Annotated in this window: 15 protein-coding genes; 9 read left to right on the top strand and 6 right to left on the bottom strand. The window is 55.7% G+C overall.

The window, feature by feature from the left end:
• Nucleotides 1-11 precede the first annotated feature (11 nt).
• From ACKC9G_RS00390 to ACKC9G_RS00400, 3 genes are all read left to right on the top strand, one after another.
• Nucleotides 12-815 (top strand): HNH endonuclease, encoded by an 804-nt coding sequence (locus ACKC9G_RS00390; RefSeq protein ID WP_411402802.1) that lies wholly within the window; start codon nucleotides 12-14, stop codon nucleotides 813-815.
• A gap of 107 nt (nucleotides 816-922) precedes the next feature.
• On the top strand, nucleotides 923-1,945 hold the full coding sequence (locus tag ACKC9G_RS00395) for a hypothetical protein (protein WP_411402804.1): 1,023 nt from the start codon (nucleotides 923-925) through the stop codon (nucleotides 1,943-1,945).
• A 13-nt stretch (nucleotides 1,946-1,958) separates the two neighbouring features.
• Nucleotides 1,959-2,648, top strand: a complete 690-nt coding sequence (locus ACKC9G_RS00400; RefSeq protein WP_411402806.1) for a type 1 glutamine amidotransferase — start codon at nucleotides 1,959-1,961, stop codon at nucleotides 2,646-2,648.
• A 93-nt stretch (nucleotides 2,649-2,741) separates the two neighbouring features.
• Here ACKC9G_RS00400 and dsbG read toward each other — a convergent pair whose 3' ends face one another.
• Together dsbG and ACKC9G_RS00410 are read right to left on the bottom strand one after the other, a co-directional pair.
• Nucleotides 2,742-3,521 (bottom strand): thiol:disulfide interchange protein DsbG, encoded by a 780-nt coding sequence (gene dsbG, locus ACKC9G_RS00405; RefSeq protein WP_411402808.1) that lies wholly within the window; start codon nucleotides 3,519-3,521, stop codon nucleotides 2,742-2,744.
• 112 nt (nucleotides 3,522-3,633) lie between these two features.
• Nucleotides 3,634-4,332 (bottom strand): alpha/beta hydrolase, encoded by a 699-nt coding sequence (locus tag ACKC9G_RS00410; protein WP_411402810.1) that lies wholly within the window; start codon nucleotides 4,330-4,332, stop codon nucleotides 3,634-3,636.
• 257 nt (nucleotides 4,333-4,589) lie between these two features.
• Between ACKC9G_RS00410 and ACKC9G_RS00415 the strand changes: the two genes are divergently transcribed.
• The 3 genes from ACKC9G_RS00415 (at nucleotide 4,590) to ACKC9G_RS00425 (ending at nucleotide 7,548) form a co-directional block, all read left to right on the top strand.
• Nucleotides 4,590-5,663 (top strand): zinc-binding dehydrogenase, encoded by a 1,074-nt coding sequence (locus tag ACKC9G_RS00415; protein WP_411402812.1) that lies wholly within the window; start codon nucleotides 4,590-4,592, stop codon nucleotides 5,661-5,663.
• 206 nt (nucleotides 5,664-5,869) lie between these two features.
• A complete protein-coding gene (locus ACKC9G_RS00420) occupies nucleotides 5,870-6,226 on the top strand; it encodes a helix-turn-helix transcriptional regulator (RefSeq protein ID WP_411402814.1) in 357 nt (118 codons plus the stop codon).
• On the top strand, nucleotides 6,220-7,548 hold the full coding sequence (locus ACKC9G_RS00425; RefSeq protein ID WP_411402816.1) for a type II toxin-antitoxin system HipA family toxin: 1,329 nt from the start codon (nucleotides 6,220-6,222) through the stop codon (nucleotides 7,546-7,548). Before ACKC9G_RS00420 ends, ACKC9G_RS00425 begins: the two co-directional genes overlap by 7 nt.
• 28 nt (nucleotides 7,549-7,576) lie before the next feature.
• On the opposite strand, the gene ACKC9G_RS00430 is transcribed toward ACKC9G_RS00425, so the two are convergent.
• Complete coding sequence (locus ACKC9G_RS00430; RefSeq protein ID WP_411402818.1) at nucleotides 7,577-8,488, bottom strand: LysR family transcriptional regulator; 912 nt, start codon at nucleotides 8,486-8,488, stop codon at nucleotides 7,577-7,579.
• Between the two features lie 113 nt (nucleotides 8,489-8,601).
• On the opposite strand from ACKC9G_RS00430, the gene ACKC9G_RS00435 reads away from it, so the two are divergent.
• The 3 genes from ACKC9G_RS00435 (at nucleotide 8,602) to ACKC9G_RS00445 (ending at nucleotide 10,181) form a co-directional block, all read left to right on the top strand.
• On the top strand, nucleotides 8,602-9,354 hold the full coding sequence (locus tag ACKC9G_RS00435) for an SDR family oxidoreductase (protein WP_411402820.1): 753 nt from the start codon (nucleotides 8,602-8,604) through the stop codon (nucleotides 9,352-9,354).
• A 29-nt stretch (nucleotides 9,355-9,383) separates the two neighbouring features.
• The gene (locus ACKC9G_RS00440; protein WP_411402822.1) at nucleotides 9,384-9,632 is read left to right on the top strand and encodes an Atu4866 domain-containing protein; all 249 of its coding nucleotides are present in this window, start codon (nucleotides 9,384-9,386) and stop codon (nucleotides 9,630-9,632) included.
• 219 nt (nucleotides 9,633-9,851) lie between these two features.
• Nucleotides 9,852-10,181 carry a hypothetical protein gene (locus ACKC9G_RS00445; RefSeq protein ID WP_411402824.1) on the top strand — a complete coding sequence of 110 codons (330 nt, stop codon included), beginning with the start codon at nucleotides 9,852-9,854 and terminating at the stop codon, nucleotides 10,179-10,181.
• 39 nt (nucleotides 10,182-10,220) lie between these two features.
• On the opposite strand, the gene ACKC9G_RS00450 is transcribed toward ACKC9G_RS00445, so the two are convergent.
• The 3 genes from ACKC9G_RS00450 to ACKC9G_RS00460 form a co-directional block, all read right to left on the bottom strand.
• On the bottom strand, nucleotides 10,221-10,850 hold the full coding sequence (locus ACKC9G_RS00450; protein ID WP_411402826.1) for an FMN-dependent NADH-azoreductase: 630 nt from the start codon (nucleotides 10,848-10,850) through the stop codon (nucleotides 10,221-10,223).
• A gap of 44 nt (nucleotides 10,851-10,894) precedes the next feature.
• On the bottom strand, nucleotides 10,895-12,985 hold the full coding sequence (locus tag ACKC9G_RS00455; protein WP_411402828.1) for a protein-disulfide reductase DsbD family protein: 2,091 nt from the start codon (nucleotides 12,983-12,985) through the stop codon (nucleotides 10,895-10,897).
• A 126-nt stretch (nucleotides 12,986-13,111) separates the two neighbouring features.
• The gene (locus ACKC9G_RS00460) at nucleotides 13,112-14,185 is read right to left on the bottom strand and encodes a TlpA family protein disulfide reductase (RefSeq protein ID WP_411402830.1); all 1,074 of its coding nucleotides are present in this window, start codon (nucleotides 14,183-14,185) and stop codon (nucleotides 13,112-13,114) included.
• Nucleotides 14,186-14,265 lie beyond the last annotated feature (80 nt).

Here is a 14,265-nt window from a genome sequence, read left to right on the forward strand (position 1 = left end):
GGAGCAAATTAATGAACGCAAGTCGGGAATATAAAGCACGTCTTATTTGGGATGAATTAGTGAGGTGTGCCCAGACCAGACCTAAAGCAACTCTTTACTATCAAGATATTGCTTCATTGATTGGAGGAATTGCGTATGGAGTTGGACATTTTTTAGACCCAATAAAACAGTTCTGCGAGATACAGAGTCTACCACCGTTAACGATATTAGTTATCAACAAGAGCTTTGAAAGGCCAGGACGTGGTCTCCAGATGGAAGATTTTAATTTAAATGAAATCAATGTGTTAAAAGATAATGTCTATGATTTTCCTTGGAATAATCTAGTTAATCCATTTGCAGAGTTTGATGCAGATGAGTCTATCGATGGATTGATTAAGGATTATTTAAACTCTTCTAAAGAAATTAAAGATATCTCTAAATACGTAAAGCAACGTGGGGTATCTCAATTACTTTTTAGAAAAATTTTACTTAAAACGTACAAAGGCGAATGTGCTTTTTGTGGAGGCTGTCTTGAAAATTATCTTGAAGCAGCGCACATAAAGTCGTGGGAGAAGAGTAGTTCTGAAGAACGAATATTGCCCAGTAATGGGCTATTGCTTTGCGCAAATCATCATAAATTATTTGATGCTGATATATTGATTGTGAATGAAAATTTAAAAATAGAGCTTAATGAAGGAAAAGTTCGTTCAAAAAAGCAGCTGCAATTTGCAAAGAGTGAAATCTCTGGGTTAGACCGCTTACGTCTTCCTTCAAATAAGAATTATTGGCCGGATATTGATTTCATTAGAGAAAGGCAAAAGTCAGCTACTCGGTAATAATCAAAATTTATCTTGCTCGACACCAATAATCCTCGTTTTTAAATCATTTTATTTTGTCTGATACTGGCATCACTCAAGCAATATCGCCGATGTCGGGAGGGGTGATGCAGCAGTTTCGGGTAGCGATCAGTGGTTTTGGCAGCATTGGCAGGCAGGTGGCAAGCCTGCTTGTTGAGCGGCGAGCGCATTACCGGCAGCGCTATGGTGTGGATGTCCGGCTCGTGGCGGCTTGCGGTTCACGCCAGGGTGCAGTGGCGGACGATGGCCTGACGGTCGATAACTACGAAGCCTTGGCTCAGGACGGTCTGACCGGCGAGGCGTGGCTTGCTCAGGCCCGGGCGAATGTGCTGATTGAAGCCAGCCCGACCGACTTTACCACCGGCGGTGCCGGACTTGGCTACCTGCGCGCAGCGCTGTCCGGCGGTTGCCACGGTATCAGCATTTCCAAAGGGGCTTTGGTGGTGGCTTATCCCGAGCTGGCCGCGCTGGCGAAAGCGCATCACTGCTTTTTAGGCATCAGCGGAGCAACGGCGGCGGCGCTGCCTACGCTGGATTTGCTGCGTTATAACCTAGCGGGCTGCCAGATTGAGCGGCTGGAAGGCATTCTTACCGCGACCTCCAACTTTGTGCTCAGCAAAATGATGGAAAGCATGGCGCTGGAGGAGGCAATCAGCCTTGCGCAGCAACTTGGCATGGCAGAGCCGGACCCACGCTTTGACCTTGAGGGCTGGGATACCGCCTGCAAAACCCTGATTCTCGCCAATGCCGGAATGAATGCTGGTTTAACCCTGGCCGATGTCTCCGTGCAGGGTTTGATGGGGACTACCCCCGCCATGATTCGGCAGTGGCAGCAGGCGAGTCTGGTCCCTAAACTGGTTGGCATTATTGAGAAGTCTGCCGATTCGCAGGCAGCTTGTGCCCGCGTTGAGTTAGCGCTGTACCCGCAGGATCATCCTTTCGCGCTGGTGGGTGCGGGAATGAAAGCAGTCAGCGTCACCACGGATACCATGGGCGAGGTTCAGGCCATGGCGCGCACCAGCCCGATGGCTACCGCTGCGGCGGCCCTTAAAGATCTGGAACATTTGCTGATGAGCCAAACTACCCCGGTATCAACCTCATTTGCCTGATTGGGAAACCCTTATGCACGTACAGGTTCTGCAACACGCGCCGTTTGAAGACATTGGCAATATGCGCCATTGGTTAGCTGAGCGCGGCGCCCATTTTCATTACACCCGCCTTTTTGATAACGAACCGCTGCCGCCGGCCAGTGAGCCTGATTTTCTGATTATTCTGGGTGGGCCGATGAGTGTGCATGATGAAGCCACGTTGCCCTGGCTGGTGCCGGAGAAAGCCTTTATTGCCGAGTACCTTGCCTTGGGTAAGCCTGCGCTGGGGATTTGTCTGGGGGCGCAGCTGATCGCCGTCACTCAGAACGCGACCGTCAACGCGGGTAAAGCCACCGAAATTGGCTGGTTTGCGCTTTCATCCACCGCGGGCGCTGACGAGGCGGGTTATCAGCTGCCGCAGGGCATCACTGTGATGCACTGGCATAACGAGACCTTCTCCATTCCTGCGGGCGCAGTGCTGCTGGGTTCCACCGAGGTGTGTGCCAATCAGGGGTTTCGCCTGGGCGAAAAGGTGCTGGGTTTTCAGTTTCACCTGGAGCTGGACCGTCCTTCGCTTGAGAAGATGATTGCCCATGAAGGGGAGGAGCTGGCAGAGCAGGGCGCGTATATTCAAACCGCCGAGGCGATGCTGAATGTGCCTGATGAAACCTTCCACCGCTGTGATGCGGAAATGGGCCGGGTGCTTGCCGCCTTGCTTGATTAAGCATCGAGGCAAATAGCACGAATAAAAAGCCAGCAGAGTGTGCTGGCTTTTTTGTTGGGATCATCGCTTACGTTTTTTGGCTTATCGCTGTGATCAGCTCGGCTTTTCGCTGCCCATGATCTCGGTCAGCTTGTCGGCGGTGGGTGAGCCATCGACGCGCTGCACATCATCACCTTCCTTGTAGAGAATCACCGGCGTGTAGTTGAGGTTGTGCTCACGCATCATATTGGTGTTTTTGATCACCCACTGCATGTTCTCATCGCTGTAGTCCGTGGGCTGCTGACCGGTGCCAAAGTGTTTGGCAATCGCCAGGCCAGGATCTTTCGAGTTCAGCAGCGCGGCAGACTGGGCGGCAGACTGTGGCTTGATCACACCGACCATAATATGGCGCAGCTGCACCTTGCCGGCTTCGACCCAGGGCTGAGCATCACGCCAGAAGCGCTGGCAGAAACCGCAGTTAGGGTCGCTGAACACGTACACGATGCGGGGAGCATCTTCCTTGCCTTCACGAACCCAGTGGCTTTTTTCGATATCTCCCCAGAGGGCGACATTGGCCGGGCCGTCGACCAGTTTCGACAGCGCCGGGGTGGACAGGTCATTACCCTCTGCATCCAGCATGGTGCCGACAATGACGTGCTGTTTGTCGCCGGTGACATAGGCGGTATAGCCCTGACCGCGGTTGCTGATGGCATAGCCCTGAACACCGCCGGGGGCATCAAACTGGCCTTTGATCTCCACGCCCTGTGCCTGCAGGTTCTTGATGGGGGCGGGCAGGTCATCCGCTGCTGTCGCCACGCCGCTGGCTAACACGAGGGTCGCGCCAAGGCTAAGCAGGCTATGTCTGGTCAGTCGCTTCATATTCATTGGGTGCATAGGCTTCCTGTCTCTCTGGTCCGGGGCGTGCTGCCCCTGACTTTGACCCCCGCAGGGCGAAAAAATTCCATCCTATCAGCTGTGGCAGGAATGCACCTCTTTCAGTGTGTTGTCAGAGGTTTTCAAGCTGTGTGACCAGCCAGGCGTTGAAGTCCTGTATGACGCGGGCAGAAATCTCATGACCGTGGGAATAACGTTTGAACTGATGGGGGACTCCCAGCTCTGTCAGCATGCTGGTGGCGCGCTCAGCCCAGAAAATCGGCAAGGTGGCGTCCTGCTCGCCATGGGCAATAAAGACGGGCAGTTTCAGCAGGGCATTCGACGCCGCCGTATGCGGTTCAATTTTCGGCAGGTGTGGCGCGATCTCCGGCAGAATCCGGCCGCTGATCAACCCAACGGCGGCGATTTTTTCAGGTGCGGTCAGGCCTGCGCTGGCGCTCATAATGCTGCCCTGACTAAAGCCGGACACCGCTGTGGGCAGCGGACTCACGTCTTGCAGGGCATCAATAAAACCAAGGATTTTCAGCCGTGCCTGTTCCGCCTGAGCTTCGTCAATCACCGGGCCATTGGCACCAAAGTTGACGACAAACCAGGCAAAGCTGCCGGGGCGCAGCGTGAGTGGCCCGCGAACACTCAGCACCTCAAGACGGCTATCCAGCAATCCAACGATGCTATCAAAGTTGCTTTCATTACCGCCGACACCGTGCATCAGAATCAATCGACCCAGTGCATGCGCTGGCTGCTGCAGTACGCGGTACTGCAGGCCGGTTGAGGGTTCAGTGATGAGTTGATCTTTGGTGTGTGCAGTCATGGTCATACCTGTGTCAGCATGAATCGCCGGAAAAACGGTAAAGCACCGGACGGGCGAGGGTGTGTGTCCAGCGGATCTGGTACCAAGGCTACTCCGTGTTGATTGCCTGATAAATTGGCGCTAGTGGGATGCACTCTTTCCTGAATGTGAGGTAATGGATTGCTTGATCCGAGTGGGAAACCGGCAATGACCTATGAGCCCTAAGCTGGAATAATCGACCTCCTTACCGTCGTCTACGTGCCGTCTATGAGCCGCTTATGACTTCTGATCAGACTCTTTCTGGGTTATCGACGCTTTCTCCCTTGTCGATAAGCTCTAACTCCATGGCCGATGGCATCACCGCTGTGCAACAGCTTCGTCTGCGCTGCCTTCCCGACGGTGAGCTTAAGCCGACTGACTGCGAGTTGGTGTCCGTGAATCGCCCTTCACCAACGCTGGACGCCGGGCAGGTGTTGCTTGAGCCGTTGGCCTTCAGTGTTGACCCGTATATGCGCACCCGCATGCAGCCGCAGGGTTACGGGTATATTGACCGCTGGCAGGCAGGTTCGGTGTTGTCGGGCTGGTCATTGGCCCGCGTGATGGCGTCAGGCTCAGACATCTTGCCGGTGGGTTGCCTGGTGGCAGGGCACTTACCCATGCAGAGTCAGAGCCTTGTCCCTGCGGATCAGCTTCTGCGTATTCCTGACAATGCGGAGGCTCAGGCATACCTTCATCCCCTTGGCATGACGGGTTTTACCGCCTGGCTGGCCTGTCATCTCGGCCAGCCGGAAGCGGGCGATACGGTACTGGTGTGTGCTGCGGCGGGTGCGGTGGGATCACTTATCGCGCAGATCGCCAGACTCCGTGGCGCGCGAGTCATTGTCGCCGCAGGCCGTGAAGATAAGCGCCAGTGGCTGAGCCGTTTAGACTTTGCCACGGTGCTGGATCACCGGCAGCCTGATTTTGAAACAGAGCTACGCGCCGCAGCACCTGAGGGTATTAGCCTCAATATGGAAATGATTGGCGGAGAGGTCTTCGCCAGTGCCAATCGACTTATGCAGCAAGGCGGGCGCGTGGTGGTCTGCGGGTTGGTAAGCCAGTATCAAACGGCCAATCCAAGGCAGGCACCGGCGAATCTCTCGGAACTTCAGCGACGAGGCGTCAGCGTCACGCCCTTTGTTGCGCCACATTATTACGAGCTACTGCCTCAATTCCGCCAGGAAATGCCTGCACTGCTGATGCAGATGGCGTGGCGACTGGATGTCGTAAAAGGCGGTCTCGCGGCGATTCCTGAGGCATTAATCGGTGTGCTGCAAGGGGAGAATCTCGGCAAAAGAGTGGTTTTTCTATAGTTTTATAAAGTGCGTTATAATGTTCATTATCTCTTTATTTTGAATTTGTGTACGTATTAATGATCATTTAAATATTTATTTTTAATGTCCTATAATGATCGCTATAGTGAGCATAGAATTGATTTTTAAAATCTATGTACGTTTTATTGATCATTAATAGAGAAAGGGTTTTTGTTAATCCTGTCGCGTTCTGAGAGGGAGACACCATGTCAGACCAGCCCATTAAAAACGGAATGCCCGTGGAGCAGATCCAGCGCTTGCTGGGCGAGCGTTTGCGTCAGGCTCGGCTGAACAGAAATCTCACTCAGGCGGATGTTGCCGAGCAGATCGGCGCGGATCGCCGTCTGGTTGCTAACGCAGAAAAAGGCGAAGCCACACTGGTAACGGTGGTTGGCATTTTGTCGGTGCTGGGTTTGGTGGATCAGCTCGATCAGTTTCTGCCGCCGGTTGGTATTTCTCCGATTCAGTTGGCCAAACTGCAGGGGCAGCGCCGCCAGCGTGCCACCGGATCTCGCGGCCATTCACAGGATCAAGACTCCGCCAGCGAGGACAGCTCATGGTGATGGAAGTTGTCTCGGTCAGGTACGCCGGTGACAGTATCGGCGCGGTGACCTTTAACACGGAAACCGGACAGGGCGCCTTTCAGTTTGAGCCTGCATTTCTGCGCAAAGGGCTGGATATGGCGCCGCTGATGATGCCGATTGAACAGGCACAGCAAGGCCGGATATTCCAGTTTGGTCATCTCAATTGGGAAACCTTTAAGGGCCTGCCGGGTATGATCGCCGATGCTCTGCCGGACGACTTTGGTAACGCGGTGCTGAATGCCTGGATTGCCCGTCAGGGTGGGAAACCGGCGGATATTTCGCCACTGCAGCGCTTGCAGTACACCGGCCAGCGCGGCATGGGCGCACTGAGCTTCTCTCCGTCGAAACGACAAAAAGGGCTGGCTGCTTCTCAGGATGTGGCGCTCAACGAACTGGTACGGATGGCGCAGGAAGTGGTTGATCAGCGTGGCGGCTTTGAAGCCTCGCTGGCGCAGGATCACTCTGAAGATGCCGATGCCATGCGTCAGTTATTGCAGGTGGGCATGAGTGCCGGTGGCGCGCGCCCCAAGGCGGTGCTGGCGTTTAATCAGGACCTGACACAGGCCCGCTCCGGGCAGGTCGATGCGCCTGAAGGTTTCACCCATTACCTGATGAAGTTTGATGGCGTTTCAGAACACAGCGCCCAATCAGAAACCTTCGGCGACCCTCTCGGCTACGGTGCTATGGAATACGTTTACTATCGTATGGCGACGGAGGCGGGCGTTGAGATGTCGGCTTGTCATCTGCTGGCTGAAGGGAATCGCCGCCACTTCCTGACGCAGCGCTTTGACCGCGATGGCAACCATAAAAAGCATGTTCAGACCTTAAATGGCATTGCGCATGTCGATTATAAAAAGCCCGGAAGTTACTCCTATTACGAGCTTTTCGGCATTGCCCGAGCGCTGAAACTGCCACGACATGATGCAGAACAGCTATTGCATCGTATGGTATTTAACATCGTCGCACGCAACCATGATGACCATGCCAAAAACTTCAGCTTCCTGATGGAAGACTCCGGTCGCTGGCGTTTGGCGCCGGCCTATGACCTGGCTTACAGCTATAAGCCCGGCAGCCCCTGGGTGAACAGCCACTGGATGAGCCTCAATAACAAGCGCGATGATTTTAACCGGGACGATATCCTCACTATTCAGGAGACCGTACCGTCGTTTAGCGCGCGTTATATCAATGAGGTCATCGACCGCGTGGTGGAAAGCGTTTCTCGCTGGCCGACACTGGCGCGGGAGTGGGAAGTCCCCGAACGCCTGCGCCGTGAAGTCGCAGGGAATTTACGGCTGTTGTAAGCACCGCGCTGTCATTAACACTGCCAACTTAGCCGGCGCGGTATTTCACATGCTCAATTAACGCTCGCAGTTTCGGGGCGAGGTTATGGCGGCTGGGAAAATAGAGATAGAAGCCGGGAAAGCCTGGCAGGTAATCCTCCAGCAAGGTCACCAGCTGACCGGCGTCGATATAGGGGCGGTAGGTTTCTTCCATGCCAAAGGAAATGCCACCACCCGCCAGTGTGGTGCGAATCATCAGGCCCATGTCGTTGGTGGTGAGGCTGGCCGGCACGGCCAGATCAAACTCGCGGCCATTCTCTGCATATTCCCAGCGATAGGGTGCTGAATCCGGCGCGGGTCGCCAGCCGATGCAGCGGTGTTCCAGTAACTCCTGCGGATGCTGCGGTGTTCCAAAGCGCTCAAGGTAGTCGGGGGTGGCAACCGTTACTTGCCGCTGGGGGGCCGACACCGGCACGGCGATCATGTCCTGCTCAATCACCTCGCCCAGCCGCACGCCTGCATCAAAGTGGTTGGCGACAATATCAAACTCATCATCGGTAATGGTGATATCCAGCCCAACCTCGGGGTAAGCCTGCATAAAGCTTGCGAACAATTCGCCGCTGATAAAGCGCTCGGCGATGGACGATACCGCGAGCCGCAACCTGCCGCGGGGCAGACGATTACTCTCCAGAACATCTTCCACGGCCTGATTCACTTCACCCAGCGCAGGCGCGATACGCAGATACAACGCTTCACCGGCTTCGGTCAGGCTAACACTGCGTGTGGTGCGATTAACCAGTGTGATACCGAGCTGATTTTCCAGCTTGCGAATGCTTTGGCTAACGGCGGAGCGGGTGACGCCCAGCCGCTCGGCGGCAGACTGAAAGCCGCCGGTTTGCGCCACCATCACAAAGTCACTGAGGGCATTCTTGTCGGGCGTTGCGTTAGTTTTGCTTACCAAGGTCGTTAGCTCTCGCTGGGTTCTCTAAACAAAGGCTGGTTCTTACTCTACTCAGGGTCACTAAGGGGCAGCAAGGTTTGCCCGTCACTTTGAGTCGAAGAGGACGCTTAAACATGAGCCAAAACACAGCTAACACCCAACCCAACGGCAAAGTTGTCGTTATTACCGGCGCTTCCAGTGGCATTGGCGAAGGCATCGCCCGTGAGCTGGCAAAACACGGTGCCCGGCTGGTACTGGGCGCACGCCGTCTGGCGCGCCTGAATCAGCTGGTGGCTGAGATTACTGCTGCGGGCGGCCAGGCGATTGCTCTGGAAACTGACGTGACGGATTCCCGGCAGGTGCAGGCCCTGGTCGATGCAGGTAATGAAGCCTTCGGCCCTGTGGATGTGATCGTCAATAACGCGGGCATTATGCCGCTGTCGCCGATGGCCTCCATGAAGGTCGATGAGTGGGATCGCATGGTGGATGTGAATATCAAAGGCGTGCTGCATGGTATCGCTGCCGTACTGCCCGTGATGACCGAGCGTCAGGCGGGGCAAATTATCAATATCGCCTCGATCGGTGCGCTAAGGGTGTCGCCGACCGCCGCGGTGTATTGCGCGACCAAATACGCCGTGCGGGCGATTTCTGAAGGGTTGCGTCAGGAAAGCCGGCATGTGCGCGTCACCTGTATTCACCCCGGCGTGGTTGAAAGCGAGCTTGCCTGCACCATCACTGATCGAAGTGCTGCCGAGATGATGCAAACCTACCGCGCCATTGCCCTTACACCGGATGCGATCGGCCGTGCAGTGCAGTTTGCGATGGATCAGCCGCTGGATGTGGATGTCAGCGAGATTGTCGTTCGTCCTGCGGCCTCACCGCTTTAATGTCTGTGACAGATTCAGGAGAGCAAACAATGAGTGAGCGTCAGTCACATCCCTACCTTGGCATGTGGGTCACCGCAGATGGCCGGATTCGGCAGGAGCTGCTACCCAACGGCCGCTATGACGAGGCGCGAGGCAGTATCAAAAGCGCTTATCAGGGCAATTATCAGGTCACGGGGGAGCATATCGATTATCAGGACGACACGGGCTTTAGTGCCGACGGGAAGTTCATCGATGATGTGCTCTATCACGGCGGTATGGTGTTTTATCGGGAAAAGTAGGTGATATCACAGGCGGCAGGACCGCCTGTTTTACTTTCGACGCGTAAGACCAAGGCTACGGGTGGCAGCCATGGCCGATTCGACGGCATGTTTGCAGCGATAAGGCGTTGGTTAGTCCAGAGTTAAGAGATATCGTTCTGGTGCTTATTCAGTGGAAAGGTGAGCTTAACCCGCTAGGATAGCCCGCCCAGGCCTTAATCTCACAGAAAGGATTCTTCAATGAAAATGGCTTCTGTCCCGGCCTTTATGCTGGGTGTGCTGGTGCTGCTATTACTGGCGCTGGGCTATGTTGAGTATGTGTATTCAGCGGGCTGGCCGGATGGCCATGTGACGGAGTATGCGGCGGCGGTGCGTGGTCTGTATTACTACTGTGCGATTCCTGGGTTGGCGCTGATGAGTTATAGCCTGTGGCTCGGGCGGCAGGCGCGTACTCAGCCCATCAAGGTGAAGTTACTACAGACCGCGATGGTGGCTGTCGCTGTTCTCGCGATCTTCGTTGGGGTGGATGGCCATTATTACCACGCGCTTGATCACGGGCAGGGCGGTTAAAAGCGGCACTGCTGGTGCCGCTCTGGTTAAGTTCCTGGCTTAGAGGCTGAGCTGGTCAATACGTTGCTGGGCTTCCCTGAGTGCCTGTTGCAGCGCGTCACCTCCAATGGCGGTGTATTCCAGTGCAATACGCGTGATATCGGTGATCCCCAGCATGTTCAGCACTTCCACAAGATAGTTATCCTGAAAGTTCAGGTGCGCATAGCTGCCATTCGGGTTATAGCCATAACCGCCTCGACTTAGCATTAGATAGGCTTTTTTGCCGTGCAGCTTGCCAAGGTAAGGGCTGCGGGGCGTCTCGGGGACCAGCGAGGTGGTCACGCCCATGCGGATAATCTGATCGATATAGGCCTTCAGGGTGCTGGGAATCGACAGGTTGTACATCGGCACTCCCATCAGCAGGCAGTCTGCTGCCTGCAGCTCTTCAACCAGCTCATCACTCAGTGCCAGCGTTTCGCGCTGTGCTGGCGTCCTTTGTTCTGCAGGCGTAAAAGCCGCGTCGATCCAATGCTCATCCACATGGGGAATCGGTTGGCCGCCAAGTTCCCGGTACACAATTGAACCCTTGGGGTGGCTGGCTTGCCACTGAGTGATGAAACGCTGCGTCATTTCCCGGCTGTGGGAAGGATGACTCTGGGGGCTGGCATTCACGACGAGCAGATTTTTCATGGGTATCCTCGTTCGACAGATTAGCGGGAGCGATGGGTGCTCACCTAGAGCCGGGCACGTTCAACCAGGCTATTGGGGGCAAGTAATTGCGGTAATACATCCGGCTCGGTGTGTCCGGGCGAATACCAGAGATAAAGGGGAACGCCAGAGCGTCCATGCTGTTGTAAAAAGGCCGTGATGGCGGTGTCGCCCTGAGTCCAGTCGCCCCGCATTACCTTTACATGCGCTCTGGCAAAGGCCTGTTGAGTCGCCTCTGTGTCGATGGCGACCTGCTCATTCACTTTGCAGGTGACGCACCAGTCTGCAGTGAAATACAAAAATACCGGATCATCGCCAGCGCGCAGCGTCTTTAGCTGCTCTGCATTGAACGCCATCTGCTCTGGTGTTGCCTCGGCAGGAACTGGCTTGTCACGCAGAAGTCCAAAACCCAAAGCGAGCGCCAGTAGTGCGGCCCCTGCGGCAGGTAACCAGGCGCTATTCTTGTGCTTTTGCTGCCTGAGCCCGGTCATCCATAACCCCAGTGCGAGCAGTAAAGCACAGCCAAGGGCGCCGATCAGGCTGTTATAGGATACCTGATGGCCCAGCACCCAGAGCAGCGCGAGGGCGGTGATAAACATGGGCACCGAGAGGCAATGGCGCAGCGTTGACATCCACGGGCCCGGTTTGGGCAAGCGTCGCTGGGCTGCCGGAATAAAGCCTATCAGGAGAAAAGGCAGAGCGATGCCAACACCCAACCCGGCGAAGATCAGCAGGGCAAGCAGTGTAGGGAAGACGAGCGCAGCCCCGAGTGCGGCCGCCATAAATGGCCCGGAGCAGGGGGTGGCAACAAAGGCGGCGAGGGCGCCAGTGGCAAAGGCTCCGGTGACGCCCGGCTGTTGAGTAACACCAGAGCCAAAGCTGATGGAGCCCAGTTCAAACAGGCCTGCAAAATTAAAGGCGATCACCCCGGCCAGCAAAAACAGCACGAAGATCATCGCGGGGCTTTGCAGTTGGAAGGCCCAGCCAATCTGCGTGCCACCGGCGCGAAGTGCCAGAATGATACCGCCCAGCGCCACGCAAACCAGCACCACGCCAAGGGTGTAGGCCAGCGCTTCTGCTCTGGCATGGCTGGCGTTACCACCGGAGCGCGCGAGGCTCATGGCTTTCAGGCTAAGAATCGGAAAAACGCAGGGCATAAGATTCAGCAGTAAGCCACCGGCTATTGCGCTCGCCAGTGTCAACAGAATCGTCAGCGGGCTTAAGCTGTTGTTCACCGGCGCCGAAGCCGCTTCCGGCGCAAGAGTAATCGCAAGGCCAAGGTTTTCGTTGAGAGCCAGCACTCCATCAAAGGCAGTCTGGCGCGGGCCGGACGCCTGAGTGGTTATGATGAGAGTGTCCTGATCACGCTCAAAATGCTGGGGAGCCGCATCGACCAGCACACCGCTTTGCGCCGCGAAAAGATGAGGGTGATTAAGCGTGATGCCAGCGGGAAGCGGAACCTTGATGGTCATCTCATCGTGCTCTTGCTGAGTGAACACTGCCGAAGCCAGGAGCGGTTTGGGTAATTGCCGACGCCAGGTGTCAAACTGGCTGGTATACCGGCCATCCGCCTCGCCCTGACCCACCGTTAGCGTGGTGTCCAGCTGAGCCTTTTCCGGTACGCAGACTTCATGACTGCAGACCAGATACTGCATTTCCAGATGAACCGGCAGCACGGTGCCGGGTTTGAGTTGATCGGCAAGAGTCAGTTGCGTTAGAAGGGCATAGGGCTGGCTATAAACGTGGTTCATCAGCCCCTCGGTGACCAGCGTTTCCGGGACGGGGTACTCTGGTTCACCTGCCTCTACACCTTCAGGCAGTGTCCACTGGAAGGTGGGCTTAATGCCGGCATCTCCCGGCTGCTTCCAGTAGCCGTGCCACCCTTGCTGTGGCGTCATGGCGATAGCCAGTGTGACGCTTTTGCCCGCTTCTGGTGTGGCGCTTTCTGGGATCAGTGAAGACTGAATAAGAGCCTGGCTCTGAGGTGTTTGTCCTTGAGCTGCTGACACCTCGGCCAGCGCGGGCTGAGTGGTGGCCAGCAGTAGGCAGCAAAGCAGTGCCAGGGGCCACCGGATCAGAGACTGCCAGGGGCGGGCACGGTAATCAGAATGAGGCATCGTCGATATCCAACCTGCATGATGGCGTGATAACGAAAAGGAAGCGGCTGCAGAAAAGTGCAGGCGCGCTTCCTCTTCCAGGGCTTATTGCTCAGATAAGCGGCGAGTGGCAAACCATCCCCGCGCTTACTGGGCGGGGGTTCTAAGCGCCTGGATGGCCTGTTTCAGGGTCGTATCCTTTGGCCCCAGAATCCGGCGCACGCGACCCTTGGCATCCAGCAGCACCACGCTTGGCATATCCCGGATGCCAAAGGCACGGAATACGGCATCATCGGTGTCCAGTGCCAGCGGGAGATGGCGGTTGGAGGTTTTCTGGTAATCCTGCAAATCTGCCGCGGTGACCCAGAGCCCGGACGAGATACCCAGCCATTCCACGCCGCCTTGCTTCATCAGCTCCTCTGTTTGCCCCAATACACGCTTGCAGGCTTTTGAGGTTTCCGGGCGTGAATGCTCCAGATACCATTCGCACCAGGGGGCGAAGAATACCAGTGCCTGCGGTTGACCCGAGGCGGACTGGGCAAGGTTAACCGGGGTGCCATCGAGGCGTTTTAGCGCAAGGTCACTGACCTGATCACCGACACCGTAGGTGGTGTTCGCCTGGGTTGTTTGCGGCGCAACCGCCGGGCCTGCTTGCTCAGCAATGGCGCTTTTCAGGGCAAGGTGCAGCTTTTCATCATCCAGATGTCCGATATGGGTGATGATTCCCCGACGGTCGATCACTACGTGCTGGGGCGTGACCCGTAGCTTCAATGCGGCGCCCAGCGAGCCGTCATCCATCACGATAGGCATCTTTAGTTGATGTTTTTTGCGGTAGCTGCGAACTGCATCAATGTCATCGGCGAAGCCGGTATCCACGGCGATCACTTTGATTTGATCACCCATCTCGTCATAAATTTTTTCAAACCCCGGCATTTGCTGACGACAGGGAATGCACCATGTCGCCCAGAACTTCAGATATACCGGGGTTTTGCCGTACAAGGAGCTCAAATCGATGGTGTCGCCGTCAATGGTTTTGAGAACGGCGGGCGGGGCAGGTTGCCCCACCAGATCTGCACGCACAGTGCTCGCCAGATTCTCTCCTGCTGCATCCCAGTTTTCATCAGCATGAACCGGGACAGAGAGCGACATTACCGTCAGTGGAATGAGCCAGTATTTACGTGATGCGCGAAAGAGCGCAGTGAGCGCTGGAAGTGTTTTCACAAGCCATACCTCAGCCAGAGAAGGGTTAAAAGTGCATCCTTATTGGCCGCAGATTATAGAAAGGGCTTGGTCTATTAATT

The organism is Pokkaliibacter sp. CJK22405 (assembly GCF_046614695.1).
In the GTDB taxonomy this organism is placed as follows: Bacteria; Pseudomonadota; Gammaproteobacteria; order Pseudomonadales; family Balneatricaceae; genus Pokkaliibacter.